General features: G+C 62.5%; 26 protein-coding genes and 1 pseudogene. 16 read left to right on the forward strand and 11 right to left on the reverse strand.

The genetic code is table 11. The features are described 5' to 3' along the window. The first annotated feature begins 3 nt into the window (after window positions 1-3). Window positions 4-1,005: a ketol-acid reductoisomerase gene (ilvC, locus tag ABZX86_RS14860; RefSeq protein WP_355123859.1), complete on the forward strand. Its 1,002-nt coding sequence runs from the start codon at window positions 4-6 to the stop codon at window positions 1,003-1,005. 106 nt (window positions 1,006-1,111) lie between these two features. On the opposite strand, the gene ABZX86_RS14865 is transcribed toward ilvC, so the two are convergent. Then, entirely contained in the window at window positions 1,112-1,426 is a 315-nt protein-coding gene (locus ABZX86_RS14865) for a hypothetical protein (RefSeq protein ID WP_355123680.1), read from the reverse strand. A 186-nt stretch (window positions 1,427-1,612) separates the two neighbouring features. After that, complete coding sequence (locus ABZX86_RS14870) at window positions 1,613-2,383, reverse strand: SDR family oxidoreductase (RefSeq protein WP_355123682.1); 771 nt, start codon at window positions 2,381-2,383, stop codon at window positions 1,613-1,615. 125 nt (window positions 2,384-2,508) lie between these two features. On the opposite strand from ABZX86_RS14870, the gene ABZX86_RS14875 reads away from it, so the two are divergent. The 3 genes from ABZX86_RS14875 (at window position 2,509) to ABZX86_RS14885 (ending at window position 5,226) form a co-directional block, all read left to right on the forward strand. Continuing rightward, window positions 2,509-3,111, forward strand: coding sequence for a helix-turn-helix domain-containing protein (locus ABZX86_RS14875; RefSeq protein WP_355123684.1), 603 nt, complete (start codon window positions 2,509-2,511; stop codon window positions 3,109-3,111). 442 nt (window positions 3,112-3,553) lie between these two features. Further along, entirely contained in the window at window positions 3,554-4,720 is a 1,167-nt protein-coding gene (locus ABZX86_RS14880) for a DUF262 domain-containing protein (RefSeq protein WP_355123686.1), read from the forward strand. Window positions 4,721-4,764: 44 nt separating this feature from the next. Then, window positions 4,765-5,226 (forward strand): HEPN domain-containing protein, encoded by a 462-nt coding sequence (locus ABZX86_RS14885; protein WP_355123688.1) that lies wholly within the window; start codon window positions 4,765-4,767, stop codon window positions 5,224-5,226. Window positions 5,227-5,326: 100 nt separating this feature from the next. On the opposite strand, the gene ABZX86_RS14890 is transcribed toward ABZX86_RS14885, so the two are convergent. Beyond that, window positions 5,327-6,310: a NaeI family type II restriction endonuclease gene (locus ABZX86_RS14890; protein ID WP_355123690.1), complete on the reverse strand. Its 984-nt coding sequence runs from the start codon at window positions 6,308-6,310 to the stop codon at window positions 5,327-5,329. A gap of 263 nt (window positions 6,311-6,573) precedes the next feature. After that, complete coding sequence (locus tag ABZX86_RS14895) at window positions 6,574-6,996, reverse strand: very short patch repair endonuclease (RefSeq protein ID WP_355123861.1); 423 nt, start codon at window positions 6,994-6,996, stop codon at window positions 6,574-6,576. 200 nt (window positions 6,997-7,196) lie between these two features. On the opposite strand from ABZX86_RS14895, the gene dcm reads away from it, so the two are divergent. Next, on the forward strand, window positions 7,197-8,459 hold the full coding sequence (gene dcm / locus ABZX86_RS14900) for a DNA (cytosine-5-)-methyltransferase (RefSeq protein WP_355123863.1): 1,263 nt from the start codon (window positions 7,197-7,199) through the stop codon (window positions 8,457-8,459). A gap of 361 nt (window positions 8,460-8,820) precedes the next feature. Then, a complete protein-coding gene (locus tag ABZX86_RS14905; protein WP_355123692.1) occupies window positions 8,821-9,597 on the forward strand; it encodes an HNH endonuclease signature motif containing protein in 777 nt (258 codons plus the stop codon). Window positions 9,598-9,621: 24 nt separating this feature from the next. Here the strand turns inward: ABZX86_RS14905 and ABZX86_RS14910 are convergent. From ABZX86_RS14910 to ABZX86_RS14920, 3 genes and pseudogenes are all read right to left on the reverse strand, one after another. Next, a pseudogene (locus tag ABZX86_RS14910) lies at window positions 9,622-10,484 on the reverse strand (oxygenase MpaB family protein). 8 nt (window positions 10,485-10,492) lie between these two features. Next, complete coding sequence (locus ABZX86_RS14915; RefSeq protein ID WP_355123694.1) at window positions 10,493-11,365, reverse strand: TetR/AcrR family transcriptional regulator; 873 nt, start codon at window positions 11,363-11,365, stop codon at window positions 10,493-10,495. A gap of 61 nt (window positions 11,366-11,426) precedes the next feature. Beyond that, complete coding sequence (locus ABZX86_RS14920) at window positions 11,427-12,131, reverse strand: nitroreductase (RefSeq protein WP_355123696.1); 705 nt, start codon at window positions 12,129-12,131, stop codon at window positions 11,427-11,429. Window positions 12,132-12,212: 81 nt separating this feature from the next. Here ABZX86_RS14920 and ABZX86_RS14925 point away from each other — a divergent pair, with 81 nt between their 5' ends. Next, window positions 12,213-12,671, forward strand: a complete 459-nt coding sequence (locus tag ABZX86_RS14925; protein WP_355123698.1) for a helix-turn-helix domain-containing protein — start codon at window positions 12,213-12,215, stop codon at window positions 12,669-12,671. A gap of 8 nt (window positions 12,672-12,679) precedes the next feature. Then, entirely contained in the window at window positions 12,680-13,186 is a 507-nt protein-coding gene (locus ABZX86_RS14930) for a GNAT family N-acetyltransferase (RefSeq protein WP_355123700.1), read from the forward strand. Here ABZX86_RS14930 and ABZX86_RS14935 read toward each other — a convergent pair whose 3' ends face one another. From ABZX86_RS14935 to ABZX86_RS14945, 3 genes are all read right to left on the reverse strand, one after another. Beyond that, window positions 13,187-14,257 (reverse strand): MBL fold metallo-hydrolase, encoded by a 1,071-nt coding sequence (locus ABZX86_RS14935; RefSeq protein ID WP_355123702.1) that lies wholly within the window; start codon window positions 14,255-14,257, stop codon window positions 13,187-13,189. It lies immediately after the preceding gene. A 73-nt stretch (window positions 14,258-14,330) separates the two neighbouring features. Next, the gene (locus ABZX86_RS14940; protein ID WP_355123704.1) at window positions 14,331-15,155 is read right to left on the reverse strand and encodes a DUF418 domain-containing protein; all 825 of its coding nucleotides are present in this window, start codon (window positions 15,153-15,155) and stop codon (window positions 14,331-14,333) included. Window positions 15,156-15,158: 3 nt separating this feature from the next. Next, the gene (locus tag ABZX86_RS14945) at window positions 15,159-15,419 is read right to left on the reverse strand and encodes a heparan-alpha-glucosaminide N-acetyltransferase domain-containing protein (RefSeq protein ID WP_355123706.1); all 261 of its coding nucleotides are present in this window, start codon (window positions 15,417-15,419) and stop codon (window positions 15,159-15,161) included. Between the two features lie 261 nt (window positions 15,420-15,680). On the opposite strand from ABZX86_RS14945, the gene ABZX86_RS14950 reads away from it, so the two are divergent. Both ABZX86_RS14950 and ABZX86_RS14955 read left to right on the forward strand, forming a co-directional pair. Then, window positions 15,681-17,717 carry an ATP-binding protein gene (locus ABZX86_RS14950; RefSeq protein WP_355123708.1) on the forward strand — a complete coding sequence of 679 codons (2,037 nt, stop codon included), beginning with the start codon at window positions 15,681-15,683 and terminating at the stop codon, window positions 17,715-17,717. A gap of 113 nt (window positions 17,718-17,830) precedes the next feature. Beyond that, complete coding sequence (locus ABZX86_RS14955; RefSeq protein WP_327144710.1) at window positions 17,831-18,049, forward strand: cold-shock protein; 219 nt, start codon at window positions 17,831-17,833, stop codon at window positions 18,047-18,049. Here the strand turns inward: ABZX86_RS14955 and ABZX86_RS14960 are convergent. Next, window positions 18,027-18,830, reverse strand: coding sequence for a nucleotidyltransferase domain-containing protein (locus tag ABZX86_RS14960; RefSeq protein WP_355123710.1), 804 nt, complete (start codon window positions 18,828-18,830; stop codon window positions 18,027-18,029). The genes ABZX86_RS14955 and ABZX86_RS14960 overlap by 23 nt on opposite strands. Before the next feature lie 669 nt (window positions 18,831-19,499). Between ABZX86_RS14960 and ABZX86_RS14965 the strand changes: the two genes are divergently transcribed. The 6 genes from ABZX86_RS14965 (at window position 19,500) to ABZX86_RS14990 (ending at window position 25,225) form a co-directional block, all read left to right on the forward strand. After that, window positions 19,500-20,726, forward strand: coding sequence for a globin domain-containing protein (locus ABZX86_RS14965; protein ID WP_355123712.1), 1,227 nt, complete (start codon window positions 19,500-19,502; stop codon window positions 20,724-20,726). Then, window positions 20,717-21,466, forward strand: a complete 750-nt coding sequence (locus ABZX86_RS14970; RefSeq protein ID WP_355123714.1) for a DivIVA domain-containing protein — start codon at window positions 20,717-20,719, stop codon at window positions 21,464-21,466. Before ABZX86_RS14965 ends, ABZX86_RS14970 begins: the two co-directional genes overlap by 10 nt. Further along, a complete protein-coding gene (locus tag ABZX86_RS14975) occupies window positions 21,423-21,827 on the forward strand; it encodes a globin domain-containing protein (RefSeq protein ID WP_355123716.1) in 405 nt (134 codons plus the stop codon). Before ABZX86_RS14970 ends, ABZX86_RS14975 begins: the two co-directional genes overlap by 44 nt. A 117-nt stretch (window positions 21,828-21,944) precedes the next feature. Continuing rightward, complete coding sequence (gene serA, locus ABZX86_RS14980) at window positions 21,945-23,543, forward strand: phosphoglycerate dehydrogenase (RefSeq protein ID WP_355123718.1); 1,599 nt, start codon at window positions 21,945-21,947, stop codon at window positions 23,541-23,543. A gap of 239 nt (window positions 23,544-23,782) precedes the next feature. Then, window positions 23,783-24,100 (forward strand): hypothetical protein, encoded by a 318-nt coding sequence (locus ABZX86_RS14985; protein WP_355123720.1) that lies wholly within the window; start codon window positions 23,783-23,785, stop codon window positions 24,098-24,100. Between the two features lie 117 nt (window positions 24,101-24,217). After that, on the forward strand, window positions 24,218-25,225 hold the full coding sequence (locus tag ABZX86_RS14990; RefSeq protein ID WP_355123722.1) for a 3-isopropylmalate dehydrogenase: 1,008 nt from the start codon (window positions 24,218-24,220) through the stop codon (window positions 25,223-25,225). Window positions 25,226-25,453: the final 228 nt, after the last annotated feature.

Raw genomic sequence — 25,453 nt, forward strand, 5'->3', positions numbered from 1 at the left:
GAGATGTTCTACGACGACGACGCTGACCTGTCGATCATCCAGGGCAAGAAGGTCGCGGTCATCGGCTACGGCAGCCAGGGCCACGCCCACTCGCTGAGCCTGCGCGACTCGGGCGTCGACGTCCGCGTCGGCCTGGCCGAGGGTTCGAAGTCCCGCCCGAAGGCCGAAGAGGCCGGTCTGACCGTCGGCACCCCCGCCGAGGTTTCCGCCTGGGCCGACGTGATCATGGTCCTCGCGCCCGACACCGCGCAGGCGTCCATCTTCACCAATGACATCGAGCCCAACCTCAAGGACGGCGACGCGCTGTTCTTCGGCCACGGCCTGAACATTCACTTCGGTCTGATCAAGGCTCCGGCCAATGTCACCGTCGCCATGGTCGCCCCGAAGGGCCCGGGCCACCTGGTGCGCCGCCAGTTCGTCGACGGCAAGGGCGTTCCGGCTCTGATCGCGGTCGATCAGGACCCGACCGGCGAGGGCCAGGCCCTGGCGCTGTCCTACGCCAAGGGCATCGGCGGCACCCGCGCGGGCGTCATCAAGACCACCTTCAAGGAAGAGACCGAGACCGACCTCTTCGGTGAGCAGGCCGTGCTCTGCGGTGGCACCGAGGAACTGGTCAAGACCGGCTTCGAGGTCATGGTCGAGGCCGGCTACGCGCCCGAGATGGCGTACTTCGAGGTGCTGCACGAGCTCAAGCTGATCGTCGACCTCATGTACGAGGGTGGCATCGCCCGCATGAACTACTCGGTCTCCGACACCGCCGAATTCGGTGGCTACCTGTCGGGCCCGCGCGTCATCGACGCCGGCACCAAGGAGCGCATGAAGGCGATCCTGTCCGACATCCAGGACGGCACCTTCGTCAAGCGCCTCGTCGCCAACGTCGAGGGCGGCAACAAGGAGCTCGAGGGCCTCCGCAAGGAGAACGCCGAGCACCCGATCGAGGTCACCGGCGCCAAGCTGCGCGGCCTGATGAGCTGGGTCGATCGCCCGATCACCGAAACCGCGTAATTTCCGCAAACACGTAATTTCCACGCGCACCACAGTTTTCGTGCGCTGAACGCAACGGCCCGGCACCTTTCGGGGGTGCCGGGCCGTTGCGTATTCTCGTGGGGTTTCAGCTGCTTCCGAATGCGCCGCGCGGCAGCGTGTTCCGGAGCCAGCCGTCATTGTCGTCCCAGCGATCGTGGCGATTGTGATCGCGCCACCAGTCGGACTGGTTGTTATTACGCCACCAGTCGTGGTTGTTGTTCCAGGGATCGTTGTCCCAGGGATTCCGATCCCAGTGCGGCCGTGACACATCGGTGACGGTCGCCTGGGTGGTGTCCGCCGAAGCCGTAGCGGTCAGCACCGCGATCGGGGCTACGGCGAGCGCACCCACCACGGCGATTCGAGCGAACATTCCTTGTGTGGAAGTGAATTTCGAGCTCATGGATCCGAGTGTGCTGTCTTTCCGGCCGGAAAGATATTGATACGGACGAGATTCCGTGAGAGATCAGGGTCCCGGTCGTCCTGAAGGATGACCCGCACCCGGGTGATGTCCCCCTTGATACGACAACGGCCCCGCAATTGCGGGGCCGTTCGCGACTTCTCGTATTCGACTGCGCCGTAATTCGACTCAGTAGTGCGTGCCGCCGTCGATGCGGATCTCGGTGCCGGTGATGAACGCGCCGTCATCGGAGGCGAGCATGGCGACCACGCCGGCCACGGTGTCCGGGGACGCGAAGCCCTGTCCGATGCCCGGCATCAGCTTCATGAACAGACTCAGATCGGCATCCTCGGGCAGGCCCGGGCCCTTGCCGTCGGTCATATCGCTGGAAATGGACCCCGGCGCAACGGCAACCACGCGCAGGCCCTGCTTGCTGTATTCGGCAGCCAGCGCATGCGTCATGGACATGATGCCGCCCTTGGACGCGGCATACGCGGCCATGTACGGGTGCGCGAAGAACGCCGACGTCGAGGTGAAGTTCACGATGACACCCTTGCTCGACGCGAGCAGCGCCGGCAGCGACTCACGAATCATCAGGAACGTGCCCGTGAGGTTCACCGTGATGATCTTGTTGAAATCAGCCAGCGGCATGGTCTCGGTATGCGCCGACCGCAGAATGCCCGCCGCATTGATGAGCGCATCCAGCCCGCCGAGGGTCTCGACGGCACTCGCAACGCCGGCCTGCACCGAATCCTCATTGCCGATATCAACGGTGACAGTGCTCAGCCGCTCACCATGGCCCTGCTCCGCAGCCTGCTTCGCAGTCTCGGCCAACCCGGCCTCATTGATATCCGCGGCCACAACCTGCCCGCCCTCATTGAGAACCCGATGCACAGTAGCCCGGCCGATACCCGAGCCCGCGCCGGTGATCAGTACTCGGCGATCGCTAAAACGCTCCATTGCGAACTTCTCCTCTGATGTCTTCTTCCCCCGTACCTGACACGCTACGCCCGAATGGCACAACGTGCCACACTGACATCCAAAGACTAGGATGACTCTTGCCACCCCAACGACAAGGACGTCCAATGCCCGCCCCCGCCCCGCAGCGCCCCACCCTGGCCGAGCGCCGCAAGGCCGAAACCCGCCTGGACATAGCCCGCACCGCCGCCCGCCTCTTCGCCGAACACGGGACAGCCGACGTCACCGCCGAACAAATAGCGGAAGCCAGCGGCATAGCCCTCCGCACCTTCTACCGCTACTCGCGCACGAAGGAAGACGCCGTCGAACCAATGCTCACGACCGGCGCCCAACGCTGGTTCGAAGCAATAGCCTCCGGTCCGCGTCGGCTCCCCACGCTGGCCGACCTCGAAGCCGCCGCAGTCCAATCCCTGACCATCGACGGCGGCGAAGACTTCGACCTCACCCGCGGCCTACTCCAAGCCATGGAAACCGACCCTGCCCTCCGTGCGGTGTGGCACCGCATCAATATGGAGGGCGAACGCGAATTACGCAGAGTCCTAACAGATTTGGCAAACACGGCCGCCGATCCCTTGCGCCTCCGCCTCCTCGCGGCGGCCGCCGCCGGCGCGATCCGCATAGCCTTGGAACAGTGGGCAGCTGGTGATGGTAGAGAAGCCCCCGCCCTCCTCGTTATCCAATGCATCCGCGCTCTCGGCGCGGGACTATAGCGTTTCTGGACCCACGGATGGCGGCTTGGCACCGCTCATATTTCGAGAGTTCCGACTTAGCACCGCTCATTGAGAAGACGCGGACCCGATCGAGTGACAGTCTTTGGCATATTCGGGCGGTGTCTTGGCACGCTACGCCGTGATGTAGCAAGCAGATTGTTGGATACGGTACTCCGGTTGTTGTCGTTGTTCACGGGGACTGTTGTGGCAGAGGGGATCAGTGGATCAGTTGTTCGACGCCGCGCCGAGCTGTACGCGGGTGCCTTCGTTGTAACCCCGCAACAGCAGGGGCCGTTACTTCAATGCTGCGACTATCCACGTGACACAGCTATCGGCATTCCAGCATCGGGGTGGACGGCGTCAAACACTCTGTTGGTGGACAACGCTGCAAGACCTACAGCGAGAAGCTATGTTGTATCGAGGCCTACGAAGGGTGATCACATTGGAACAGCCGCAGACTGCTAAAGAGCTTGAAGAAACGAACGTGATCGATCCGGAGGAAAATGAGGACGACGCACTCGGGCCACCCTCTGCTGAAGGATCACTGCGATACTTTGGTGTTGATTTTGATGTTGAAGGGCTAGTTCGCCGATTTCAGAGGAAAGAGCTGATAATTCCTAGGTTCGATCCGGAAGAGACTGATAACAAATCTACCGGATATGCGGGATTTCAACGCGATTTTGTCTGGAAGAAGCGTCAAATGGATCGATTCATTGAATCCATTCTGCGCGGTTATCCTGTTCCTGGAATATTTCTTGTGGAATTAATAAGTCGGCAGTATATTGTTCTTGATGGGCAGCAGCGCCTGACAACTCTCCGTGCATTCTATGATGGGGCAATGCCGGGAGATGAATCCAAAGAATTCATTCTAGAACATGTTGCCGATTCTTTTAAGGGGCGTAGCTATCAAACTCTCGAAGAGGCGGATCGCCGCGTTCTAAATAATGCCCTTATTCAGGCTACCGTAACCTTACCGGTAGGTAATGATGGGAAGCTGGCGATATATACGCTATTTGAGCGAATTAATAGCGGCGGGACGCAACTCAAGGATCAGCAAATTCGTGTGGCCATCTATACGGGCGACGGAACGAAGCTCGTACGGCGACTTAACAATGATCCGAATTGGCGAAGGCTGTTCGGTCCGAGGAATCGTGATCTCAGAGATCAGGAGTTGATTCTAAGGTACTTGGCACTCAAGAAAGTTGCTGCAGAAATCAAGGTGCATGGTCCTACCGGTGTGGCAAAGTTCACGCCACCCATGGCTACCTTCATGACCAAGTACCTCGGTGACCACGAGCAGATTTCGTTCGAAGCACAAGAGAGAGAGGTTGCAGAATTCGCTGCGGCATGCGAACTGCTTGTCAGTGCGGCCGGTGACGATGCATTGAAGAGGAATCGTTCAATAAATGCCGCTCGAGCCGACTCTATACTATCGGGACTAACCCTTGTAATTCGAGAAAATCCAAGTTTGGGAGTGAACCGCGTGAGCAGGGCCATGCGGGAGTTGGAAGAAGATGACGATTTTGTGGGCAGTACCCAAAAGAGTACTTCTCACCGGTCGAGCGTGCTGTTGCGATTGACTGCTGCCCTGAATCATTTTTCGGGGTGAATGGATTGAACAAGCGATCTGAGGCCCGCGTTGAGATTCATCGTATGAAATCATCGCTCGATGCTACCTACGAGCGATATCAGGGCTCACTTCTGGATGTTCCTATATCAGTGCAACAGGACCTCCACCTGTACATGTGTATTAGGCTATCTGGCTATCTTGAGCAGCTCCTACATCAGGCAATTTGCGACTATATGTCGCGGAGCGCGAGCGGTCCAGCGCGAGAATTTGCACTTTCATGGTTCAGGAAGGCGCCCAACCTAAATCCCGACGCCCTTGAGAAGCTAATAGCGAGGTTCGGTGAGAAATGGTCTTCCGAATTAAGTGAATTTCTAGATATTGAGAACAATAGAAGTTCGCTCGGTACCCTAATCAGAATTAGAAACGATACTGCACATGGTAGAAGTTGGGGAGGTAGCTCCTTGAACGTGCGCTCTTACAAGGAGCTGGTCGATGCAATCCACGTCTGGGTGATGGATAAAATGTTTACATCCGCAAACGCATAGAAGCCGCGGTTACCAGAATCACCGGCAGGCGGCCCGGTAGGGCCGCTCTGCTTGCTGTTGCATATGTGTGGCTGATCGGATGGAATAGTCGAATGTCTAGTTAGTTAATCTTGGAGTTCGTTACAGGAATGATCCTCGGCAGATCAGGCGCTGTCTCGTCGGGATCCTCCGGTAAAGCAACGACCCATCGTTTTGCGTCCAATTCGATATAGGGACGATCGCCGTGGTGTGCCTTCTGTATTGCTAAACGGACGCTTACGGACTCGCCTGGCCCTGGGGCTGGTAACTTAAGAGTTTCGGCGATCTCGCGATGACTGCTATATTGTCCGAGTATGACGATACCCTCAGGTTTAAGGCTTGAGCGCGATCCGCCGTTACCCCGGATTCTCTTCATAAAGTCGTCCTGCTGCGCGACCGTGGCGACAACTGTGCGGCTAATCGGTCGTTTCTGCGCTAGGCGAAATAGCATATCAATTCTCTTGGTGCCGTACTCGGAGCAATTGAAAACTAAATCTACCTTTTCTTCCGGGATGTGAAGCAGGGCATTCTCTGGAAGCTGAAGGTCCCTATATATCCACTGGATATGGCTTCTTCCATATTTTGATAGCCACCGTTTTCCGTCTCTATTTCCCTTTGATGTCGTTAGAAATTCTTCTTGTGCTCTAATCAGTCCTGCTGACCATATCCCTTGACTGTCACTTGCCCAAACTCCGAGAAGGATATGCCCAATGGCCTCAGGTGGGATCATCCAGTCTGCCAGCTTTTGTGAGAATTTGCAGTCGACCTCGATGTCGTCAATGGAGTAGTCCATCTTTTCGCCGTCGGTGAATTTAAATTCGCGCTGCAAGTTGATTTCTATGAGCGTCCCAAAGTGGGTTTTCTCGGTCTTGTGGAGTTGACTCCATTTGTATCGTCCGGTGTGCTGTCCATCCAGAAGCATGTCGTAAGTACGGCGGATTGCTGCCGCTATCCGAATTCCGTTGGGGTCTTCGTCAAGAAGATAAGAAGATACAGCCTGAAGCTCTTGATCATGCTGATCTTGGATACCAAGGAGCGGTGCTTGCCCATGTATAGGGAGTGACATACTGTTAGGTTAGCTGCCGACTCCACTTCTAGCGCTTCTCTTCCCGTCCTCTCCGCAGATGCGGCAAACCTCGGGATCTGTGTCCATTCGTAGATGGTCGTCGGGTGGCAGGTTCGCGGGAGGATCGCCGCAGGCAGACCTGCAGGTGCAGTTGACTGCCTCTGCGTACCGCGTGGTTGCGTGGAGCGCGTCCAGCTAAGCCACTAGTCTGATACGCGGCTTCAGGAAGTTGTGAATCGCGAAGAAACCGGTTGCCGCCACGATCAGGTCTTGTCGGTGCTGGACTGTACCCTTCCAACCGAAGTCTTAGCGGCGGGGCCAGCAGCCGCAATCACCTGATCGACAGCTGAGGAGAGAGGCTCATGTTCCCACAGACGAAGGACACGCCATCCGGCTTTGACCAGGGCGTTGTCGGCAGCTCGATCACGTTCAACGTTCCGACTGAGCTTCGGGGACCAGTACCATTCGTTTGTAGTCGGATGCCGACCGTGCTGCGGGCAAACGTGCCAGAAGCAGCCATCGATGAAGATCGCCAACTTTCTCGCTGTGAAAACGATGTCTGGCCGTACTCTGGCGTTTCCATCAAGGTCGAGCCGCATGTCCTTGCGGTACCGGTACCCGAGCGAATGCAACGCTTTGCGAAGTGCTACTTCGGGTTTGGTGTTGCTTCGGCGATTTGCACGCATGTTCCGCGAGCGGCCTTCGTTCAGTGGCTGCGGGTAATTGCCGATGGCCCACGCCTTCTCTCGGGGATCGATGGTTGGAACTTCGGACATGCCTTCGCCGCCTCTAGCCGCCTCGCTGGTCTCAGGCCTTCATGGGAGAAGATATCGCATATGATGACGTCCGCAAAGAGCGCAACTTCAGTCGTGAAGGGCGGCCGACTGTGACAGATCTGGAAGTTGTTGAGATCTGCGCAGGTGCAGGGGGGCAGGCCCTCGGGCTTGAGCTCGCAGGTTTCCACCATCGCCGCGCAGTTGAACTCGACGAGAACGCTCACAGGACCCTTTCGCTCAATCTGGAGATCAAACGTACCCTTGAGCCAAATTCTATCGTGAAATTGGGAGACGTAGCCGATACAGAAATTCTGAAGCCTGCGGATTTCGTAGGGATAGATCTGCTCGCCGGTGGGGTTCCATGCCCCCCATTCAGCATTGCTGGTAAGCAGCTCGGCGCAAAGGATGAACGCGATCTCTTCGCATGGGCAGTTGAGCAAGTTCGGTACTTCGAACCAAAGGCGTTGATGCTTGAGAACGTCCGCGGGCTGAGCATGCCCCGTTTCGCCGGCTATCGACAGCATGTGCTTGATCGGTTGAGGCAGTTCGGTTATGTCGGAGAGTGGCGTCTGCTTGAAGCCCGTGAATTCGGCGTCTCTCAGTTACGTCCGCGGTTTGTGTTGGTAGCCATGCAAGAAGAATTTGCTCCATATTTCAACTGGCCCGTGCCGGTTGGATGTGCGCTGACTGTGGGGCAACTGCTGAAGGACTTGATGGCAGCGGAGGGCTGGGAGGGCGCAGAGGAGTGGGCAGACCACAAAGCCATAGGTATCGCGCCAACTATCGTTGGCGGATCTAAGAAGCATGGTGGCGCAGATCTCGGTCCGACGAGAGCAAAGCGAGCTTGGGCTGCATTGGGTGTGGATGCGATGGGTGTCGCGGACAACCCGCCACAAAAGGGACAGCGATTCCCTGTTGGACCTAAACTCACATGTGAGATGGTCGCACGTATCCAAGGTTGGCAGGATGACTGGGACTGGACATTCACCGGAAGGAAGACGTCAAAGTATCGGCAAATAGGTAATGCTTTCCCACCGCCCGTTGCGCGTGCGGTAGGTGAATCCATAGCAGCCGCGCTCCAGAAGTCGGGACGTCCACGTCAGCTTCAGCCCGATACCGAGCACGATGCTGTTTACCGTGCGCTGCGTGACCGGCAGTCCGCGATATCTGCCACACAGTTATTGAAGGTTTCGAAGGTTGATGCACCCGAGCTTGAGCGCCGCATTGCTCTGCTGAGTCGAGATTTCGAACTCGATATTTCTACGGACAAGAATCAGACATTCTATAAGTTGGGTGAATTCAGGGCCTTTGTGGGGCAGGATGATCACGAAAGGCATGAGCAGTTTGCGCGTCAGCGGTCTAGAATAAGCTAGCGCCGGATAAATATCCGCTATCGATACGTGACATAACGAAGGGCTCACTTCTTGCAATAGAGAAGTGAGCCCTGAGTGATTGGTTAAGTATGAGAGATTCGGTAAAACAGGTGTCAAGCTCAGGCGCGGCCCAACTATCTGCGGCGAACCAGCAACTGTGCTTACGGCACCTGCGGATGAAGGTATGGCTACCCTTGCCGCCGAGGGTTGATCCGAGCTGAAGATCTAGGCGCTGTCAGGCAAGCGGATACAACTGGCAGTTGTACTCCAGATGTCTACGATTATCGCTGGGCAAACCGAAGGGTCAGTACTAGGTTATATAACCGAACTAAGTACTGGACGTTCGGAAGAAGGCCATCAGATGGAGTATCCCCCGGCAGCATACGCGAGCAACGGCATCCTTTGGTGGGAGCTCAAGACTGCGCCAGGAACTGCTCAGAGGTTCGGTTCTGAACGGAAAGCCGCGGCGTGGCTGGCCTTCCATAAGAAGCTTGGAGATACGTTTACTACTGAAGAACTTCGCCTTGCGATTGGTGTTGATGGAAAGCGCAACGATAACGAACATGCTCAACGTCGACTACGTCAGCTGAGAAAGGATGGGTGGGAGATCCCATCCGTAAAGTACGTTCGCGATCTGAAGGTCGGGGAGTACCGGATCGATACAATTGGCTGGTATCCCGGCTGCGGTCGAGAACGACCGAAGAATCGATCCGCAGTCAGCGCGAGAATCAGGTCGATGGTCCTCAAGCGCGACGGGTCTCGTTGTCAGATCTGCGGGGTGGGCGACGGAGAAGCTTACCCCGGCGAACCGGGATCGAAGGCTGCAATGACTGTGGGGCACTTAGTATCCGATGATTTCGGTGGACCGGGCGAACTTGGCAATCTCCGTGTCGAGTGTGCTCGCTGCAATGAGCCAGTCCGATCCGAGAGGGGAATGCCAGAGTCTCCTCTGGACGTCATCTATGCCGCGCGATTACTGAAGAGGGACCAGGTTAGGCGGCTTGCGAGCTGGGTCAGCAAGGGTAGCCGGACGCGCGATGCTCTCGACGAGGTATATGACCGATACCGCAAGCTTGCCCCCGGTGACCGTAACCAGGCCCGCTCGGAACTTCTGAAGCTCGCGGGTGATGGGGTTTAGCGGCGTAGCCTCCTGCCGTCTGTCCTAGGTCGGCAATGCACGCTCGGGTTGATGGTTGGACTGCTGCATCCCCGTCCAGGCGTCGGGGATGTAGCGGTGTCGGGTTGGGGTAAGGAGCCACGCTGTCCTGATCAAGCGGCGGAAGGCCTCGAAGGCGAGTTGATCTGTGCGGGACCACCTCCATCCGAGGATTTTTCGAGCCTCCTGGGGCATGGTGGCGTTGGAGATCCATACGCCGATACTCATGATGGGGTAGCGGAACACCGTCCAGGTGGGAGCTGGGATGAACGGTGGGGCGGGGACTTTGGCGGTGTGGATGTTGGCGGCGAAGTCTGTGGTGGGGTTGGATTCCAGGACTTCTTGCCACATGTGGGTCCAGTAGGACTTGTAACTTTCGTAGTCGCCGAAGGCTGGGCGGTCCGACATGCCGTAGAGGCGCCACCACGTCAGGCCCTCTGCTACCAGTTGGGCTTTCTCCGCTTCGGTGAACGGGGTGCCGAAGAATTCTTGGGTGGCGATGATGGATTCGTAGAAGGTTACGTGGGTCCACCAGAAGACTTCCGGGTCTAAGGCGTGGTAGCGGTTGCCCTGGGGGGCAACGCCTTTGATGGGTTTGTGGAAGTCTCGGACAGTTGTTGCCCTGGCTTCGGCGTCGGGCTGGTAGATCATGGCTTGGATGGGGCTACCGAGCGGTCGAAGCGGTCCATGGGGTCGGTGAAGAAGTTGGAGTGTTCTTGGAGGGCTGCGTCCAGGACTGGGTGCATGTTCTGCAAGGTGCCGGCTCGGCCGAGGATCAGCATGGAGCGGATGTCGCCGAAGTGCTTCCAGGTCAGGGAGTTTGGGCCGAGTGGGAGGGAGACGTTCCAGCCTGAGTGCTTTTCGAACATCGCGGGTCCTAACGGGGTGGATCGGTCAGGGTGGTCAGGCCTGGGGTGATCACGGTGAGGGTGGTGTCGACCAGGGTGTCGAGGGGGACTTCGGGGTGGGTGAGCCACCAATTCGCCACGGCGACTACGGAAGATACGAGGATCGTGGACGCGATCTCGAGCTTGTGGGAGTCGTCCTTGTGCGTCGGCGGACGACTCGCTGCAGCTGACTTCGGCGCGCTGGCGGCGGTCGGCTCGGGCAAGCCCGCAGCCCTAGACCGGGCCGCGCTGGTCGCAGCTGTCTCCGGCGTGCCTGCCGGAGTTGACCGGGGTTCGCTGGCCGCGGTGAGCGGGGGTGTGCGGGTTGCAATGGGCCGAGATGTGCTGGCCTGGGCGCGTTGAAGGGGATTGGCCGCCGTGGGCTCGGGAGCGCCGGCTACGGGTGACCAGGGCGCGCTGGGTGGGGCTGGTTCGAGTGCCAGGAGGGTTCGTACGCCCTGTTCGGCCAGTTCGCGCAGGTGGGCGCTCACCTCGGCTACGTCCGGATCCGTTGCGGGGGTGAGGATCAGGCGGGAGGTCAGGGGGCGGTCGATCATGAACTCGAAATATGCGCGCAGTGCTGCGGACATGCGGTCGGGCGGGCCGGCATCGGTGCGGACGGCGACGGTGATGCGGGCTATCAGGGCCTCGGTCTCTGCGGTGAGCAGGTCTAGGACGAGTGCCTTTTTCGAAGCGAAGTGGTCGTAGAGGACTGGGCGGGTGACGCCGGCGGAAACGGCTATGTCGCGCATGGAGATTGCGTCGTAGCCGTTCGCGGACAACAGGGTTCGGGCGGCTTCCAGGATCAGGGCGCGGCGCTCGTGGCCTTTCAGGCGGCGGACTGGATCTTGGCTAACCGACACATGTGTAGGTTAACGCGCCCGCTCTCGGTCCGGAGAGGAATCGGTGGCAGATGGCCACGGATCAGTGCCAAGTGACGACGTTATCGAGATCCTCACGGGTGGTGCGGAATCCGTTGACGGCGTGGTCGGGGTCCGCGTAGCCGAAGGAGATGCCGGCGATGACTTGGCGGTGCTCCGGGATGTCGAAGTACTCGTGGAGGAAGGGGGAGTAGGAGGCCAGGGCGGCTTGGGGGGCGGTGGCAATGCCGAGGCTTTGGGCTGCTAGGAGGAAGGAGGTGAGGTAGAGGCCGCAGTCGACGGCGCCGTAGATGCCCAGGTCGGCTTCGGTGGTGAGGATGGCTACGTGGGGGGCGTCGAAAAGTTCGAAGTTGCGGACCATTTGGCGCATGGAGCCTTCGTGGTCGCCGCGGGGTACGCCGACCGCGGTGTACAAGGCTGCGCCGCATTCGCGGCGGCGGTCGCGGAAGACGCCGTTGTAGGCGGCGGGGAAGGGGAGGTCGGATTGTGTTGGGGTGCCGTTGATGTGGGCGAGCAGGGCTTTGCGGAATCGGTCGGTGGAATCGGCTTCGGTGATGGTGAGCTGCCACGGTTGGGTGTTGCACCAGGAGGGGGTGCGCTGCGCCAGGGTGAGGATCTGCTCGATGGTGGCGCGGGGGACCGGGTCGGGGCTGAAGGCGCGGCAGGTATGGCGGTCGTCGAGGAGTGATTGCAGGGTGGTGTAGCGGTCGGTCTGGGCCGGGTCGGTGGTGGCGGCGCGGTTCGTCATGGAATCCCCTTCGGATCTGGTCTCTTTTCGAGACCGGTGCAACTTGGTCTCATATTAAGACCAGTTGAGTACAATTGGAAGATGCGATACGAGGAGTTGGCCGACGAACCCTGTTCGATCACGCGGTCGCTGGTCGTACTCGGCGACCGGTGGACTCTGCTGGTCATGAAGGCGGCCTTCTCCGGAGTGCGGCGGTTCAACGGGTTTCAGGCCTACCTCGGAATATCCCGCAGCCGGTTGCAGGATCGGCTCGATCGCCTGGTCGAGCACGGGATTCTGGTCAAGCAGCCGGCCGCGATCGGTGCGTACGAGGAGTACCGGCTCACGCCCAAGGGGCATGACGTGTACCCGATCCTGATGGCCTTCAAGGATTGGGGCGACGACTATATGGCCCCGGGCGGCCCGCCGGTGCACTACCGGCATCGCGATTGCAGTGGCGAGGCGCATGTGCAGCTGACGTGCGATCACTGCGCCGCCGAGATCACCGCCCGTGAGGTCACGCCGGAGGCGGGGCCGGGAATGCTGGCCGGAACCGTATAGTCGCTGCGGTGTCCAGCGTGGTTGTGCGTCCGGCCGAAGCGGCGGACGAGAAGTTCCTGTGGTCGATGCTCTTCGAGGCCTCGTACTCCCATGAGCAGGGGCGGGTGTCGCCCGATGAATTGCGGGCGGTGCCGTCACTCGCGCATTACGTCGAAGGATGGGGCGCCGCAGGCGATCTCGGCGTTATCGGCGAGGAGGACGGGGTGCCGCGAGGAGCTGCATGGCTGCGACTTTTCACCGGGGACAATGCCGCGTACGGATACGTGGACGATGGCACACCGGAACTGGCCATCGGGGTCGTGCCCGGAATGCGCGGCACGGGGTTGGGCACGGCACTGCTCACCGCGCTGCTCGATGCTGCCCGACCGCTGTATGACGCGGTGAGTCTGAGTGTGCGAGAAGAGAATCCGGCCCTGCGGCTCTACGAGCGGCTGGGATTCGCCGCCGTGCCGAGCTCCGCGCATACGAACCCGGCCGGCAGCACCAGCGTGACGATGGTGCTGCGCTTCCGCTGATTACCCGCCGAGCTCGAACGCCAACCGGCCCGGTGCGACATAGTCGTCGGGGTCGAGCAGCATCCGCAGCTCCGGCCCGTCCGGAATACGCGCCAGCTCGGCTTCCAGCGGCGTGCGGAATGCCGTACCACGCGCGGTGATCAGCGGGAACCAATTGTCATGATGGTTGGGCACGAACACCTTCGGGCGCAGCGCTTCGATATAACTGCGCGGATCGCGCAGCCCATTGGTGAACTGGTTGTAGCCCTGCACCGCGCCGACATGTACATCGGACGCGGGCAGCGTGCGCAGCACCTCCAGCACTCCCGGAGCGTTGTCCAGCAGCGGACCGGACGAGTCGTGCCATGTGAGAGTGAAGCTTTCGGCGCGGAACTGGTAGAGCAGCACCCCGCCCTCCCGATCGCCGAGCCGTCGTGCCAGCTGTGCGGCATCGGTGAGAGTTGTTGGGTACCTGAGCATATCGACGACACCGGGCGCCGGTATCACGCGCGCACAGGCATCGGGGCCCTCGTGCCGCGCGGTGCGGGCCGAATGAATGTGCCGAACCGCTGTCACCGAAAGTCCCTCGGCGAGTTCGAAATCGTAGCGATCACCCGGCTTCGAGGACTCGGAACCCAGTTCCACGCACTCGAATTCAGCCGAGTTGATCTGACTGCGTGCCGTGGCGCAGTGCTCCGTCGTCCCGTACAGCACCGCACTACTGGCCTGTGTGATCGGCCCGGCATCCGCCGCATGGTCGAAATGCCCGTGGCCGATGAAGATTGCGGCCGGACGCAGCGCCGCGACCTCCGCAGGGGTGGTCGGCACATAGCCGGAGGTGGCGCCACGCGGCACCCACGCATCCAGCAGGAAGACCGTGCCGCCCAGCGCGACCGCGAAACTCGCGCAGCCGAACCAGGTGAGGATCGCCTGATCGGCGCGCACCGCACCGGTCTCGGGATCCACCGCGTCGGCGCCGAAGAAGCGCTGCCGGGCGGTGATGGTGTCGGCCAGGGTGGGCGGGGGCAGGTCGGGGGCGGCAAACCGTGCGGTGAGCCCGCTCAGGCCCCGAGTAATGGGATTGTTCGCCACCCGTATTCCTCACTTCTCGACAGGGCGGAGTGCCCGCCGACCGCATTCTTCCCGTCTCGGACAGCTCTGTCACCTACCTCGACCGCACCGCCCGCATGCTGATCCCCGTGACCAGGCGTTCGAGTGGCCCCCGGCCGAAGGTCGAGACCCAGATCGTCGCCGCCGCGACCGTGAGCACCAGGAAGACGGCCAGCAGCGCATTGCCGTCGGACTCCGGCACGGAATCGCCCAGGGCCCAGATGGCTACGATATGCGCCGCATAGGCGGTGAGCGGGATGGAACCCACCGCCGCGATCGGAAACAGCAACGGCCGCAAGCGATCCACGGTGAACAGCAGCACTCCGAGCACCGCCAGACCGAATCCGAGTGACCCGGCGATTTCGAAGGTCGACCCCGAATGCGGTTCGGCTGTGAGGAGTTGCGCCCAATCCGACGTTGAGACATCACCCGTACCGCTCGCCAGCCAAGCACCGCCGTAGCCGAGCAGCATGAGCGCGATGCCGGCCGCAAGCATTCGAACGCGCACCGCCGTGGAGCCGAGATCGCTGCGGCCCAGAGCAAGCCCGACGAGGGCGAAGGTCATCCACACCACACCGGGGTAGTCGCCGAGCACGGCAAGATCGGTTATCTGTGCGCCGGAACAGGTTTCGGCAGAACCATCGCAACCACCCGGAATCACCTGCACCAGCCAGACGGTCAATGCAGGCACGACAACCGCCCACCCCGCGGCCAGGAGCAGCAGCCTGCGCGGCGTCCACGTCAGGAACGGCAGACTGCACGCGAACAGCAGCGCATAGGTCTGCAGAATCACCGAGACATCGGTGCCGAGTGCGGTCAGCAGTCCGCCGATAGCGAACAATAGCAAGGCGCGCAACAGGATTCGCAGTCGCACCGTCACCAGCTACTGCCCGGCCGGTGGTCGTTCCCGCCCGCTCATCAAGGCGAGGGACATCCCCGCGAGCGTGGCGAACAGTATCGAAGAGCGCCCGTTCGCAATCGACAGCCAGCTGCCCGGATCGGCCCATGCCAGATCTCGGGTCACGCCGACATGGGCCACGATCATGCCGAGCACCGCCAGCCCGCGCGCGACATCGAGAGCCACCAGCCGTGATGCCGCAGGTGCGGCCGACTCCGTCGGTGACATGGCGAGCGTTGAGGTCATCCACGCATAGTGCTCACCCGAGTATGAGGAGATCGTGAGGTGCCTCGGAGGCAACGGTTCAGTGTGCGCCGGAGCACGATTCGGGCGCGTAATCGGTTGCCGAGACCTTGCCGTTGCAATGGGCAACCGGTCGGTGAATGTCGGAACGCGAACGTGACTAACTGGTAGGTGAATGTTCAGCCCTTTGTTAATCGCGTGGCGTTGCATCGATATCAGTGGTAGCTGAACGGAGGCTATCGAGAGGGCAATTGGGGGCCCACCATGTACACGGACGTGCATGCGGCCACGCAGGAATGCGGCGACCACAAATACACGATGCGGATCAGCAGGCTTGCCATCGACAAGCTCGGAATCCGGCTCTACGACCGGGTTTCGGCGGTGCTCGCCGAGCTCATCGCCAACTCCTACGATGCCGATGCCACCGAGGTGGAGGTGTCACTACCGTGGGGCGTCACGCTGGCCGGCACCGTCCGGGCCGCGGACGAACCCGCCTACGAGATCGTGGTGTCCGACAACGGGCACGGCATGACCACCGACGAGATCAATGCGCACTATCTGATGGTCGGCTCGGATCGGCGCATTCGCACCGGGTCCGATCTGTCGCGGGAGCGGCGGCGGCCGGTCATGGGGCGCAAGGGAATCGGGAAGCTCGCGGCCTTCGGCATCTGCAGCACCATCGAGGTGATCACCGCGGGCAGTCATCCGGACGATCACACGGCCCTGGGCTGGCCGGTATCGCATCTGGTGATGGATCTCGGCGAGATGCTCTCGGACACCGAGCGCGACTACTACCCGCAGCCGGGTCCGCTGGACGGCTCCTTCATGAGTAAGCGCGGGACCACCGTCATTCTGCGAAACTTCTTCCGCAAGAGGGTGAACAGTGGCACCGAGCTCAGTCGGCAGCTGGCCTCACGCTTCGGCATCGAGCGCTCGGACTGGCGGGTGGAGGTCCGCAATTGCCTCGGACAGGAGAGCTTCACGCTCAGTGATCTGCCGATCGACGTCATGGAGGACACCCGCATCGATCTGAGCCGGGTGCCGGTGCGCTTCGGGCACAAGTTCTTACCGGTCAGCGGCTGGATCGCGTACTCCAAACAGCCGTACCGCGATGAGGCGATGGCGGGCGTGCGCATTTACGCGCGCGGCAAGATCGTCGCCCAGACACGGGATTTCGGCATTCCCGCCGGATTCACCGGTGAGTTCAAACTGCGCTCCTATCTCGTCGGAGCCGTGCATGTGGACTGGCTCGACGATGAGGAGGACCTGGTTCGCTCCGACCGCCAGGACATTATGTGGAACTCTCCGCGCGGTGAGGCGCTCGCGCAGTGGGGTCAGGCCCTGATCAAGGAGATCGGCCGGGTCGGTGAGAAATCCATTCGCCGCCGGGTCTGGGAGGAGTTCGTCGAACGCTCCCGCATTCGCGAGACGCTGGAGGCGATCGCGCCGGGGGACAGGCAGTTTCGCGATTCGGTGATCGAGGCCGCGCGAATCCTGGTGACGCACAAGGATCGTGCCTCGCTCGACGATCCGGCGCATATCGAGAATATGGTGCGCCTGGCATTGTCTCTGGGTCCGCAGCGCAGTCTCCTGGAAACGCTCAGGGAGATCGCGGAGGACGTCGAACCGGAGATGGATGTTGTTGTGGCACTGTTCGAACGGGCTCGGGTCGCCGAGGTCTACTCGCTCGGTCAGATCGCCAGTGAACGTGTCGCCGTGGTCGAGCGGCTCAGCGCGCTCATCGACGACCGCCGCTCGCTGGAACGCCCCTTCCAAGAGCTGATCGAACGCGCGCCCTGGCTGCTCGCGCCGGAGTGGACGCCACTGGGCATGAACGAATCGCTCAAACGCGTCCGCGCCAGTTTCGAACGCTGGTACGCACAGAAATTCGGGACCACACTGCTCACCTCCGCCATCGGCAGTGAGCGGCGCGAACCGGATTTTGTGCTGCTGCACGATTCGGGCGAACTCTGGATCGTGGAGATCAAGCGCATGGACTATCACCTCACCGATGAGGAGTACAACCGCGCCGTCAACTATCTCTACGAACTGGACCGCTTCCTCGACGAGAATCCGCGCATCGGCGCCCAATTCCCGCGCCGCAGACTGACTTTCATTGTGGATCACATCGACAGGCTCGGCCCCGCCGCGCTCTCGTCGCTGATGAGCGACCAGCGAGTCGACCGCCGCACCTGGCGCGAACTCCTGGACGCCACCCTGCGCGCGCACCGTGACTTCCTCGACCGCGTCTACTCCATGCGCGGATCCGACGAAGAAAACGGCACCGCCCGCGCCGGATAGCCCGCTCCCGCGCGGGTGGGTGCACGCCGCGATGGTTGCCGTGACACCATGGACCGCGGCGCGCGTGGGGACGTCGCCCAGGTTGTCCCGGCGGTCGAGAAGGTTTGGGGATATTGGTGCACGGCACTGTGAAATGGTTCGACAGCGAGAAGGGCTTCGGCTTCATCAGCCCCGACGACGGTGGTCCCGATGTGTTCGTGGAGTACACCGCCGTCGAAGGTGCTGGTTTCCGCTCACTGCTGGAGGGTCAGCGGGTCGAGTTCGAGGTGCGCCGGACCAAGCCGGGGCCCGAGGCCGTGATCGTGCGGGTCATCGCAGCAGCTGGCTTCTGAAGAAGTCGGCGGCCAGCGCCTGAGCGCGCTCGCGGTATGCCGGCTCGTTCCCGGTGAACTCCGCCGCGGCCCGCTCGAACTCGGCGGCGATGAACTCGGCGATCGGCGCCGGGATACCTCCGCTCCCCATTTCGCGAGTGCGCGATTTCAACTCCGTCAGTTCGGCAACCGATTCGACGAATTCGGTTGGCAATTCGCATTCGTCGAGCAGGGTTGGCAAATGCATCGGCGCCACTGCTTTATCGGGGTGTTCGTGCAGCCAGCGCAATGCCATGGCCGGGCGCAGCGAATAGAACACCTTCTTCAGCGACCGGCTCTCGTCGAATAGTCGCCACTGCCGTCCGCCCAGGTGCAGATAGTGCCGCGCGACCCGATCGCGGTCGGCGACAGCGCCCGCGAGTTCGCGCAATTCCGTGAGGAATTGCGGATCTCCGCTGTACACGATGGGCGACATGACCCATTCGATCAGGACCGCGTTCCCGCGCACCAGCAGACGCAGCGCCTTCATCAGATCCCAGCCGTTGACGTCCAGCAGGCCGATCAGCGGGGTCTCGATGACATCGCGGCCCGGCCAGGGCGTCAGGTAGTCGTCCAGGTGACCGACGTAGACGAACCGGCAGTCGTAGTCGGAGTCGGGAGACGGGAAACCCCAGGCCCGACTGCCACTTTCGATGGCGAGCCGCACGGTGACGCGGTGTTCGCGCTCGATCCGGGCCAGTTCGCCGTCGATCGTCGCGACCACTGCCGGGTCCATGGAGGAGGGGATCGAGCGCAAGGTCATGGACGGTGACGGTAGCGGCGGAAGCCCCGCTGGTCCACGGGGTTTCGGGGCCGTCATGCCCCCGGAAATAGGGGCGTGATTTGCCCGTTATAGGCGAGAATTCGCCGCACATGTGATCTGGACCACCGACCAGTTGATCAGTGACCCCCATCACATACTGCTTATCCCCCGTAACGGGCGTGAAATGGCCGCCGATATGGTCAGCGTTCGAAGTTAATTTGAGATTCACGAGAGGTTATTCCATGATCCCCGTTATCATCGACACCGGTTCCGCTGCTCTCGACGGCCTGCTCAGCACCGGCTCCGCCGCGCTGCACGGCATCCTGAACACGCTGTTCACCGGCTCTTTCGGCGCGTAATTCCGCCGTCTCACAGCTAAAAGGCCGACCTCGGGTTTCGCAGCCCTGAGGTCGGCCTTTGTCTGTATTAAAAGGCAATTCCACACCGATGTATGCCTGCTCGCGGCGATCTGTGGCCCCCGTCGCAGCACCCCTGGATTGCGGATGAATTGCTGGTAGGAGCGGGTTTTCGCTCGTTTCGACAGCGCTCACACCATGCCCTAGGTTGACCGATGTTCGGACGGTCGTCCAGGGCAAGCGATAGCGCGGACAGCAGCTATCGGCCGTGCCCCGGGAAGTGTGGAGTGTTGATGATTCAGGATCTGTCGCCGTGCGACGGGCCTCGGCCGAAGCGGCATCGATGAATGTCGATGCGCTGAAGGCCAGTTGGCGCCTCGTCGAACGTGCCGGTGACGAAGCCATCCAATACTTCTATGCGCACCTGTTTCTCGCGCATCCCGAGGTCCGGGACATGTTCCCGATCCGGATGACCACCCAGCGCAGCAAGTTCTTCGCCGCGCTCGGGCGCATTGTCAGCAATGTCGAAACCCTTGCCGCCGATCCGGAATTCGTCGCCCAGCTGGGCCGCGATCATCGCCGCTTCGGTGCGGTTGCCGCGCACTATCCGGCGGCCGGGGGATCGCTGCTGGCCACCCTGGCCCACTTCCACGGTCCGCGGTGGACCGATGAACTCGCGCAGACCTGGACCGCCGCCTATCAGGCCGTCGCCGGAATCATGATCGCCGCGGCCGAGCAGGCCGAACAGGTCGACGGTCAGCCCGCGTGGTGGGAGGCGGATATCGTCGCCACCGAGAAGCGCAGCATCGACGTCACCGTGCACACCGTGCGGCCGTTGCAGCCCTACGCTTTCCAGGCGGGGCAGTCGCTCGCCATCGAGATTCCGCAGCGCCCGCGGCTGTGGCGTTATTTCTCACCCGCCAATGCGCCGCGCGCGGACGGCACCTTCGATATCCACGTACAGGTCGTCGACGGCGGTGAGGTGAGCGCGACCTTCGCGCGCTCCGTGCGGCCGGGTGATCGCATCCGGCTGGGTTCGCCGGTCGGCACCGCATTCGTCATCCCGCCGCAGGCGGTCGACAATCTGCTGCTCATCGCGGGCGGATCCGGGCTCGCCCCACTGCGGGCGGTGCTCGATCGGGTCGGTGCGGAAGTCGGGCGCGGTGGTTACGCGCCGCGCGTGCACCTGTTCCACGGTGTGCGCACCTCCTGGAATCTCTACGACCACGAGGCATTGACGGCCCGCACCGAGCAGCCGTGGTTCACCTACACCCCGGTGGTCTCCGAAGACCCCGGATTCCACGGCGTACAGGGCACGGTCGGCGCGGTGGCCGCGCGCGGTCGCGACCTGACCGGCGCCACCGCACTCGTCTGCGGTTCGCCGACCATGGTTGCCGCCACCGTTTCCGCGCTCACCGGCGCCGGAATGCCGCGGCACGCCATCAGATTCGAGACGTTCGGCCAAGCGCCGGCGTCCGACCACGCCGCCGGTTCGGCCGACGCGCAGCCCAGCTTCGACAAGGTTGGCCAATGGATGTGACACCCGAAGACATTCAATCCGTCCGGTTCCGCGGCGCCCGGCTGGGACGCCGGGGATACGACGCGGACGATGTGGACCTGTTCCTCACCCACGTGCGCGCGACCGTGATGCGATTGGCTCGTGAGAACGGTCTGCTGACACTCACCAGCAATTCCGAAGAACTGGTGCGGCTGCAGCGGGAGAATCGGCAGCTGTCCGCGAAATGCGATGTGCTGCAGGGACAAATGCAGACCATGTCCTCCGCGGGGGAGAAGGCCGAACTGCAGCGGCAGCTGTCCAATGCCAATTGGGAGATTTCGCGGCTGCAGGACGAGATGGCCAAGGACGCACAGGGAATCAGTGCTCAGGCCGTCGATATCCTGAATCGCGCGCAGCTCTCCGCGGACTCCATTATCGGCCAGGCCGAGGAGCATGCCCGCGATCTGATGCGGGTCGCGCGCGAGCAGCATCGCGAAATGCTGTACCAGGCAAGGGTATCCGGATCAGGCGTCGCCAATCGGTACGCCGATCAGGCCGCCGAGGATCAGCGGTACGAACAGCTGCGCGCCTATTCCGGACTGCTGCGCAGCCAATTGCAGGCCATGATCATGACGCTCTCCGTCGAGGTCGACAAGCTCGCACTACTGCCCATGCCCGGAGTCGCCGACGGCGCCGGGGAAATTGATCACGCAGGAAAGGGAAGTGGGGGATACCACGATGAATATCGAAGCGTTGCAGTCGAGTTGGAGCCAGGTCGGTGAGGTCGGTCCCGAGGCGGTGGCGTATTTCTATGCGCACCTGTTCGAGAGTCACCCCGAGGTGCGGGGCATGTTCGCCGAAGATATGAGCGAACAGCGCGATCGGTTCCTGGCCGGACTCGGCGCGATCGTGACCAATGTCGAAACCCTCGCCGCCGACCCGTCTTTCGTACAGCAGCTGGGCCAGCGGCACGCGCAGCTCGGCGTGGTGGCAGAGCACTACCCGGTGGCCGGGGCCTCACTGCTGGCCACCCTCGAGCATTTCCTCGGCGAGCAGTGGACTCCCGAGTTGGCGCAGACCTGGACCACCGCCTACGGCGCTGTGGTCGAGATCATGCTGTCGGCGGAGGAAGCGGCAGCCTGATCACACCTGGTGAGCCGGTCTCGGAGTCGTTCCGAGACCGGCTTTCCGTGTGTAAACCTCGCCCACTAAGCTTGCGCCCGTAAATCCCGGATCCCTTTCCCGCAGGAGTACCCCACAGTGAGCCAAGCAGGCCGTCCTGTAGTTCTGATCGCCGACAAGCTCGCCCAGTCGACCGTCGACGCACTCGGTGACGGCGTCGAGGTTCGTTGGGTCGATGGACCCAACCGCCCCGAGCTGCTCGCCGCTGTGCCCGAGGCCGATGCGCTGCTGGTGCGTTCCGCCACCACCGTCGATGCCGAGGTGCTCGAGGCCGGCAAGAACCTGAAGATCGTCGCCCGCGCGGGCGTCGGCCTCGACAATGTCGATGTGCCGGCCGCCACCGAGCGTGGCGTCATGGTCGTAAACGCCCCCACCTCGAATATCCACACCGCTGCCGAGCACGCCGTCACGCTGCTGCTGGCCGCCGCGCGCCAGATTCCGGCCGCCGACGCCACGCTGCGCGAGCACACCTGGCAGCGCAGCAAGTTCAACGGTGTCGAGATCTTCGGCAAGACCGTCGGCGTCATCGGCCTGGGCCGCATCGGCCAGCTGTTCGCGCAGCGCCTCGCCGCCTTCGAGACCAAGATCGTCGCGTACGACCCCTACACCTCGCCGGCCCGCGCCGCCCAGCTCGGCATCGAACTGCTGACCCTGGACGAGGTGCTCGAGCGCGCCGACTTCATCTCCATCCACCTGCCGAAGACGCCCGAGACCAAGGGCATGCTGAACGCGGAGACGCTGGCCAAGACCAAGAAGGGCGTCATCATCGTCAATGCCGCCCGTGGCGGTCTGATCGATGAGCAGGCGCTCGCCGACGCCATCACCTCCGGCCACGTGCGCGCTGCCGGTCTGGACGTGTTCGAGACCGAACCCTGCACCGACAGCCCGCTTTTCGAGCTGCCGCAGGTTGTGGTGACCCCGCACCTGGGCGCCTCCACCTCCGAGGCGCAGGATCGCGCCGGCACCGATGTCGCCAAGTCCGTGCAGCTGGCCCTCGCGGGTGAGTTCGTGCCCGGCGCCGTGAACGTCACCGGCGGTTCGGTGACCGAAGAGGTCGCCCCGTGGCTGGAGATCGTCCGCAAGCAGGGCGCGCTGCTGGGCGCGCTCGCCTCCGAGCTGCCGGTCAGCCTCGAGGTTCAGGTGCGCGGTGAGCTCACTGCCAATGATGTTGCGGTGCTGGAGCTTTCGGCCCTGCGCGGCGTCTTCTCGGCCCTCATCGAAGATTCGGTGACCTTCGTCAACGCCCCGTCGCTGGCCAAGGAGCGCGGCCTCGAGGCCACCGTCACCACCGTGTCGGAGAGCCCCACCCACCGCAGCCTGGTCGATCTGCGCGCCGTGTTCGGCGACGGCAGCACCCTGAATGTGGCCGGCACCCTGACCGAGCCGCACCAGGTCCAGAAGATCGTGAACATCAACGGCCGCAATTACGATATGCGCGCCGAGGGCCTGAACCTGGCCGTGCTGGCGTACGACGACAAGCCGGGCCAGCTCGGCCGTCTCGCCACCAAGCTCGGTGAGGCCGGCATCGACATCCTGGCCGCGCAGCTGACCCAGGACCTCGATCAGGACGGCGCCACCGTCGTCCTGCGCGTGAACAAGGAGGTCCCCGCGGACGTCCAGGCCGCGATCGCCGAGGCCGTCGGCGCCGCGAAGGTCGCCCAGGTCGACCTGAGCTAGCCCGCCTCCCCGGACCTTCAGCGCCCGGCTGAGAGCCGTTGCCGGTTGCGCAGGCGTGCCGGCGGTCGGGTGCCGAACCGATTTTGGGGGTGCCCGGGGAGTTAACCGGGCCTCGCGAAATCAGTTGTCGCCGTTGCCACTGCGTCCCCTCCCATTGCAATGGGAGGGGACGCAGTGCTGTGTGCCGCCGATTTCGCCGTGTCGGCGCGAAGAGCGGGGTTTCCTCGGATCATTGATGAATGCGAGGGAAGACACCGCCTACGGACCCGCTCTCACCGCGTGAGCGCCGCAGGATGCTGATCGGTACCGCGGTCGTGACCGTGGTTCTTGCGGTGGGGGTGCTGATGTGGGTGCTGCTGGATCGTTCGCCCGATTACAGCCGTTCCGAGAATGGTTGTGTCACAGTGCAGTCGGCCGGTCCGATGGGCGGTCAGCAGCAGCGGGCCTGCGGTGCTCAGGCGCTCGCCTGGTGCCGGGCCGAGTATGCGAAGCAGGATGCCGCCGCCGTGCGGGTGCAGCAGCAGTGCACGCTCGCCGGAATCCTGCCGTCCCAGTAGCTGAGAGCGGTTCGCCCTGGTGACAGGGGTTGTGGGAGTACCCGCTATCGTGGCGGGCGGGCTCCTAGCGAGCCGCGGAAAGTGTCACGGGCGCATATTCGAACGGAGCAATGTTTCATGAAACTCGCTGTCATCCCGGGCGACGGAATCGGTCCCGAGGTCATTGCCGAGGCACTCAAGGTGCTCGATGTGGTGGTCCCCGGTGTGGAGAAGACCGAATACGACCTGGGCGCCAAGCGGTTCCATGCGACCGGCGAGATCCTGCCGGACAATGTGCTGCCGGAGCTGAAGCAGCACGACGCGATCCTGCTCGGCGCGATCGGCGATCCCTCGGTGCAGAGCGGTCTGCTCGAGCGCGGTCTGCTGCTGCGCACCCGCTTCGAGCTCGATCACCATGTGAACCTGCGTCCGTCCAAGTTGTACCCGGGGGTCACCAGCCCGCTGAGCGGCAACCCCGCTATCGACTTCGTGGTCGTCCGCGAAGGCACCGAGGGTCCGTACACCGGTACCGGCGGCGCGATTCGCGTGAACACCCCGCACGAGGTCGCCACCGAGGTCAGCACCAATACCCGTTTCGGTGTCGAGCGCGTGGTGCGCTACGCCTTCGAGACCGCGCGTCAGCGTCGCAAGCACCTGACCCTGGTGCACAAGAACAATGTGCTGTCCTTCGCCGGTTCGCTGTGGACGCGCACCGTCAATGAGGTCGCCACCGAGTACCCGGACATCGAAACCGCTTACCAGCACATCGATGCCGCGACCATTCACATGGTCACCGATCCGGGCCGTTTCGACGTGATCGTCACCGACAACCTGTTCGGCGACATCATCACCGACCTCGCCGCCGCGGTTTCCGGCGGCATCGGCCTGGCCGCGTCCGGCAATATCGACGCCTCGGGAGCCAATCCGTCGATGTTCGAGCCGGTGCACGGCAGCGCCCCGGATATCGCGGGCCAGTCCAAGGCCGACCCGACCGCCGCCATCCTGTCGGTCTCGCTGCTGCTGAACCACCTGGGCAAGACCGAGGAGGCCGCCCGCATCGAGGCCGCCGTCGCCAAGGATCTGGCCTCGCGCACCGCCCCAGCCTCGACCGTGGAGGTCGGCGACCGCATCGCCGCCGCACTCTGATTCGACGTTTCGGCTGCAACGTTCAGCGGCCCCGCACCCCTTCCGGGATGCGGGGCCGCTGTCGTGTGAGGCCGCCGGGAAGGCCGCTCAATCACCGAGGTGCACACCGTAATTACCGCCGAGTACGGTACTAACAGGGCGATTCGGACTGTCGATCATCGAAACCAACTGGGGCAGTGAGACATATCGCATTCATGCATTCGGATGCGAAAACGTAACGGGTGCAGC

Source organism: Nocardia sp. NPDC006630, assembly GCF_040611495.1.
In the GTDB taxonomy this organism is placed as follows: Bacteria; Actinomycetota; Actinomycetes; order Mycobacteriales; family Mycobacteriaceae; genus Nocardia.

Coding starts and splice junctions, on each gene's coding strand:
- ilvC (WP_355123859.1), top strand. CDS start 4: ATGTTCTACGACGACGACGCTGACCTGTCGATCATCCAGGGCAAGAAG.
- ABZX86_RS14865 (WP_355123680.1), bottom strand. CDS start 1,426: ATGAGCTCGAAATTCACTTCCACACAAGGAATGTTCGCTCGAATCGCC.
- ABZX86_RS14870 (WP_355123682.1), bottom strand. CDS start 2,383: ATGGAGCGTTTTAGCGATCGCCGAGTACTGATCACCGGCGCGGGCTCG.
- ABZX86_RS14875 (WP_355123684.1), top strand. CDS start 2,509: ATGCCCGCCCCCGCCCCGCAGCGCCCCACCCTGGCCGAGCGCCGCAAG.
- ABZX86_RS14885 (WP_355123688.1), top strand. CDS start 4,765: ATGAAATCATCGCTCGATGCTACCTACGAGCGATATCAGGGCTCACTT.
- ABZX86_RS14890 (WP_355123690.1), bottom strand. CDS start 6,310: ATGTCACTCCCTATACATGGGCAAGCACCGCTCCTTGGTATCCAAGAT.
- ABZX86_RS14895 (WP_355123861.1), bottom strand. CDS start 6,996: ATGCGTGCAAATCGCCGAAGCAACACCAAACCCGAAGTAGCACTTCGC.
- ABZX86_RS14905 (WP_355123692.1), top strand. CDS start 8,821: ATGGAGTATCCCCCGGCAGCATACGCGAGCAACGGCATCCTTTGGTGG.
- ABZX86_RS14920 (WP_355123696.1), bottom strand. CDS start 12,131: ATGACGAACCGCGCCGCCACCACCGACCCGGCCCAGACCGACCGCTAC.
- ABZX86_RS14925 (WP_355123698.1), top strand. CDS start 12,213: ATGCGATACGAGGAGTTGGCCGACGAACCCTGTTCGATCACGCGGTCG.
- ABZX86_RS14945 (WP_355123706.1), bottom strand. CDS start 15,419: ATGACCTCAACGCTCGCCATGTCACCGACGGAGTCGGCCGCACCTGCG.
- ABZX86_RS14950 (WP_355123708.1), top strand. CDS start 15,681: ATGTACACGGACGTGCATGCGGCCACGCAGGAATGCGGCGACCACAAA.
- ABZX86_RS14960 (WP_355123710.1), bottom strand. CDS start 18,830: ATGACCTTGCGCTCGATCCCCTCCTCCATGGACCCGGCAGTGGTCGCG.
- ABZX86_RS14970 (WP_355123714.1), top strand. CDS start 20,717: ATGGATGTGACACCCGAAGACATTCAATCCGTCCGGTTCCGCGGCGCC.
- ABZX86_RS14975 (WP_355123716.1), top strand. CDS start 21,423: ATGAATATCGAAGCGTTGCAGTCGAGTTGGAGCCAGGTCGGTGAGGTC.
- ABZX86_RS14985 (WP_355123720.1), top strand. CDS start 23,783: ATGCGAGGGAAGACACCGCCTACGGACCCGCTCTCACCGCGTGAGCGC.
- ABZX86_RS14990 (WP_355123722.1), top strand. CDS start 24,218: ATGAAACTCGCTGTCATCCCGGGCGACGGAATCGGTCCCGAGGTCATT.